5 protein-coding genes are annotated in these 5196 nt (G+C 52.1%); all 5 read left to right on the top strand.

The features are described 5' to 3' along the window. The coding region (locus B3W37_RS00685; protein WP_483174488.1) for a glycine--tRNA ligase subunit alpha at positions 1 to 504 on the top strand (504 nt) is incomplete at its 5' end. 3 nt (positions 505 to 507) lie between these two features. Continuing rightward, positions 508 to 2580, top strand: a complete 2073-nt coding sequence (gene glyS / locus B3W37_RS00690) for a glycine--tRNA ligase subunit beta (RefSeq protein WP_483174489.1) — start codon at positions 508 to 510, stop codon at positions 2578 to 2580. A 95-nt stretch (positions 2581 to 2675) separates the two neighbouring features. After that, the gene (gene ccpN, locus B3W37_RS00695) at positions 2676 to 3326 is read left to right on the top strand and encodes a transcriptional regulator CcpN (protein ID WP_481037939.1); all 651 of its coding nucleotides are present in this window, start codon (positions 2676 to 2678) and stop codon (positions 3324 to 3326) included. Positions 3327 to 3329: 3 nt separating this feature from the next. Then, entirely contained in the window at positions 3330 to 4151 is an 822-nt protein-coding gene (locus B3W37_RS00700; RefSeq protein WP_481037940.1) for a pyruvate, water dikinase regulatory protein, read from the top strand. Positions 4152 to 4180: 29 nt separating this feature from the next. Then, the coding region (locus tag B3W37_RS00705; protein ID WP_483171926.1) for a PEP/pyruvate-binding domain-containing protein at positions 4181 to 5196 on the top strand (1016 nt) is incomplete at its 3' end.

Genomic DNA, 5196 nt, shown 5'->3' on the forward strand with positions numbered 1-5196 from the left:
ACTCAGTTCACCTATTTTCAGCAGTGCGGGGGAGTGGATTGTTACCCGGTCTGTGCGGAGATAACCTATGGCTTGGAGCGCATAGCCATGTACATTCAAAATAAGGAAAGTGTGTATGATATTGAATGGGTGGAAGGCATCACCTATGCCGACGTGCACCATCAGGGCGAAGTCGACCACTCCCATTACAATTTCGAAATAGCCGATGTTGAATCCCTCAGCGCCATGTTCAGCATCTGCGAAAAAGAAGCGCTTCATGTGGCCGCGCATCATCTGGTTCTGCCGGCCTATGATTATGTTTTGAAATGCTCCCACCTGTTCAATCTTCTGGATGCCAGGGGAGCCATCAGCGTCACCGAACGGACCGGATATATAGCCCGGGTGCGCAATTTAGCCCGTACCGTGGCCGGCGAATATCTTAAGCAGCGCAAAGCCCTGGGCTATCCGTTGCTCAAGGATCCTGAACTGCGTCGCCGCATATTGGCTGAAGAGGAGGTGGGTTAGACTATGAACCGAGATTTATTGTTGGAAATTGGAGTGGAAGAGATCCCCTCCGCCTATATGACTCAAACCCTGGAGAATCTCCGCAGCCTGGCGGTAAAAAGCCTGGCAGAAAACCGCTTGTCTCACGGGGAGATTAAAACCATGGGTACGCCAAGGCGCCTGGTTTTGCTGATCCCATCCCTGGCTGAGCGGCAGAGCGATGCGGTGGTGCAAAACCGCGGACCCAGAAAAAGCGCGGCTTTCGATCAGTCCGGAAACCCCACCAAGGCCGGACTCGGTTTCGCCCGTTCCCAAGGGTTCGACATCAGCCAGCTGACCACAATCGAAGCGGATGGAGTAGAATATGTGGCCGCGGTGCGCCGGGAAGAGGGCCAAGCTGCAGCGCAAATACTGCCAGAATTGTTGACGGAGATTATTCAGGCCATTCCTTTCCCGCGCTCGATGCGCTGGGGTTATTACCAGACCCGTTTTGCCCGTCCCATTCGCTGGCTGTTGTGTCTGCTGGACTCGGAAGTAATACCCTTGACTATAGAGAATATCGACAGTTCCAGAATCACTTACGGACACAGATTCCTTTCCCAAGGCCCCCTGGCGGTAAAGGATGTAGAGGATTATTTCGCCCAATTAGAGGCCCATTATGTCATCCTTGATCAGGACCGGCGTAGCCAGATGATCTGGCGGCAGGTCGAACAGGCCGCTGCGGCTGCAGGCGGAAAGCCTATGGAAAACGCTGAACTTCTGGAAGAAGTGAATTTCCTGGTGGAATACCCCACCGCCTTTTTCGGCGGTTTTTCCCCGGCTTACCTGGATGTTCCTGCCGAGGTTCTGACCACCTCCATGATAGAACACCAGAGATATTTCCCGGTGTTTGACCGGGAGGGCCAGCTTCTGCCGGGGTTTATAGGGGTAAGAAACGGCACCGATTTTGATCTGGAAACCGTCATCGCCGGCAATCAGCGGGTGTTGAAAGCGCGTCTTGAAGATGCCCTGTTTTTCTGGCGTGAAGACACCAAAAAACCGATTCAGGACTTCGTTCCCGGTCTGGCCAATGTGATGTTTCACGAGCGTCTGGGAAGTATTCTGGACAAGGTGGGGCGATTACAGGCCCTGGCCGTATTCTGCGGAGTTGAGGCCGGTTTGAGTACGGCCCGGAAGCTTGACCGGGCCGCTTTTCTGTGTAAAGCCGACCTGTTGAGCAACATGGTTTATGAATTCCCTGAACTGCAAGGGGTTATGGGGCGTTATTACGCGGTTTTGAGCCAGGAAGACCAGGAAGTTGCGGATGCCATTCTCGAACATTATCTGCCCCGTTTTGCCGGAGATAAAATTCCGGCTACCCAGACCGGACTGGGGATCAGCCTGGCGGAAAAGATCGACAATCTGGTAGGCTGTTTTGCCCTGAATATCAAACCCACCGGTTCCCAGGACCCTTATGCCTTGCGCCGCCAGGCTATCGGCCTGGTGAATATCATCCTCGAGGCCCGGTTGAAGCTGGATTTGACCAGGCTGCTGGATCAGGCCTATCAGGGATTCAAGGCCTTTAAGCTGGAGAACACATCAGCGCAGACCACGGCGGATTTAATGGATTTCATCCGGCAGAGGATGCGCGGTGTTCTGCTGGAAAAAGGCTATTCATATGATGTTATAGACGCAGTGCTGGCGGCGCCCAACCCTGATCTGTACGACATCTTAACCCGGGTAGACGCCATTCAAGGCGCCAAAGCGGAGGCCTATTGCACCGATTTGATGGTGGTCTTCAACCGCGCTCACAACCTGTCCCGCAAAGCCGACCCCGAGGTGGATTTTGACGAAAAGAATTTGATCGATGCCAGTGAGATGACGCTCTACCAGCAATTGCTGGATATCAGCGGCACTTTTGCCGCCGCCATGGCAGACCAGCGGTATAAAGCCGCCATAGAAATGATCGCCAGCCTGCGCCCCAGCCTGGACCAATTTTTTGAAGCGGTAATGGTGATGGTGGATGACGACAAAGTGCGACAGGCCCGTTTGGGTTTGCTTAATGAAATTGCCAAATTGTGTCAGCAAGTGGCGGATTTCACAAAAATAGTACAATAAAAAGTGTCTGCCAAACAGGATTTTTTTCTTGTATATAGTATATATAATTTATGTCGTAATACCCAAACAGTATAGCATAATTGGGTGGTGCACGTATGGAATTAAATGAGAGACAAGAGAAAATCCTGCAGATTGTTAAAGAACACGAACCTATTACGGGGGAAAGGATCGCAGAGATCCTGTCCGTAACCCGTGCGGCCTTGCGTCCTGATTTGGCGGTTTTGACTATGTCCGGTTTTTTGGAAGCCAAACCGAGGGTAGGCTATACCTACAAAACCGAAGGCGTAGAAAATGAAATGCGCCGCATACTCAATCAATACCGGGTCAAGGACATAAAATCACGCCCGGTGGTGATGAAAGAGACCTGCAGCATCTATGACGCCATTGTGACCCTGTTTATTGAAGACACCGGCACTATCTACATTGTGGACAGTTCCAACTTCTTAACCGGAGTGGTGTCGCGCAAGGATTTCCTCAAAACCACTCTGGGCCAGGCAGACATTCATAAGATGCCGGTCAGCGTGATCATGACCCGCATGCCCAATATTGTCACTACCACCATGGATGAAACCGTGGTGGATGCGATTAAGAAAATTGTGGAGCAGGAAATAGACAGCATGCCGGTGGTCAAGTGTTTTATTAACAACGAGGGTGAAGAGAAACTGGAAGTAGTGGGGAAAATATCAAAAACTAATATCGCCAGGTTATTCCTCGACCTGGCTGGTAAACGACGTGAGGGGGGGTAAACTTTGGTAAACCATTTGCCAGGGGTTTACATTGTATCGGATTCCATAGGAGAAACTGCTGAGATGGTGGTCCGGGCGGCCGCCAGCCAGTTTAATTCGGGTACCATGGAGATCAGACGGGTTCCCAACATTTCGGATTGTGACACCCTTGATGAAGTGGTGCATCAGGCCGCTAGCAACCATTTTTTAGTGGCCTACACCCTGGTGGTGGATGAACTGGCCGCACACCTCCGTCAAGAAGCTGAACGCTATGGGGTAACCTGCGTGGATATCTTAAGCCCGATGATAGAAGCCTTTAAACAGATCAGCCATATAGCACCCCGACGGGAGCCCGGCCTGTTGCGCAAGGTGGATGAAATGTACTACCGGCGCATTGAGGCGGTTGAGTTCGCGGTGCGCTATGACGACGGCAAGGATCCGCGCGGCATAGAAATGGCTGATATAGTGCTGGTAGGGGTTTCCAGGACATCGAAAACCCCGCTTTCCATGTATCTGGCTCATAAACGCATCAAAGTGGCCAATGTCCCGCTGGTGCCCGAAGTCAATCCACCGGAGGAGCTGTATAAAGCGGAAAGGGGCAAGGTCATCGGTCTGACCATACACCACGAGCAGTTGAATCATATCCGCACGGAACGCTTGAAGACCCTGGGCTTGAAAGGGCAGGCCAATTACGCCCACCCCAGCCGTATTGACGAAGAGCTGGATTTTGCCCATAGAATCATGAAGAAACTGGGATGCCCCGTGATTGACGTAACCAACCGGGCAGTGGAGGAAACCTCCAGCAAAATTCTGGAGATATATTATCGCAGGATCAGCAACATATGAGGGATTAATATGATTTGGGAGGGTCAGTGATGTCTGGCAAAAAGTATATCTACCTGTTTGAAGAAGGCAACTCGGACATGCGTATGATCTTGGGGGGGAAAGGCGCCAACCTGGCGGAGATGACCAGGATAGACCTTCCGGTCCCTCCGGGTTTTACCATTACAGCCGAGGCCTGCAACGAGTATGCGGCCGCAGGGGAGCAATTACCCCCCGGGCTTTTGGCGGGTGCTGCTGGAGCTATGCAGACCCTGGAAGAGAAAACCGGCAAGATATTCGGCAGCAGGGAAAATCCCTTGCTGGTGTCGGTGCGTTCCGGAGCGGCAGTCTCCATGCCGGGCATGATGGACACCATCTTAAACCTGGGCTTGAACGACCAGACCGTACAGGGCCTGGCGGCATTAACCGGGGATATGCGCTTTGCATACGATTGCTACCGGCGTTTTATACAGATGTTCAGCAATGTTGTCCTGGATGTGGAGCACCACCTGTTTGACAATATCGTTGAAAAATACAAGCGCAAATTGAGCCTGATCTTCGATTACGAGATACCCGCGGCCGAGTTGCAGAACATTATAAATGACTACAAAAACCTGGTGAGGATGGAAAAAGGCTTTGATTTTCCCCAGGATGTCAATGAACAGCTGGCCCGGGCTATCGAGGCGGTATTTCAATCCTGGAACAACCAGCGCGCTATTGTATACCGGCGCTTGAATAAGATCCCGGATTCACTGGGAACGGCAGTAAATATCCAGAGCATGGCCTTCGGCAACATGGGCCTGGATTGCGGAACCGGGGTGGCTTTTACCCGCAACCCCTCCACCGGGGAGCGGGAATTATACGGAGAATTTTTGATCAATGCCCAGGGAGAAGACGTGGTGGCCGGCATCCGCACCCCTACTCCCATAGCCAGATTAAAAGATGAGCTGCCCGGAGTATACCAGCAATTTGTGGACACCTGCATGAAACTGGAGCGCCATTACCGCGATATGCAGGATATAGAGTTCACCGTGGAAAAGGGCAAGCTTTATATGCTGCAGACCCGCAA

It is taken from the genome of Syntrophomonas sp. UBA5494, assembly GCF_002426325.1.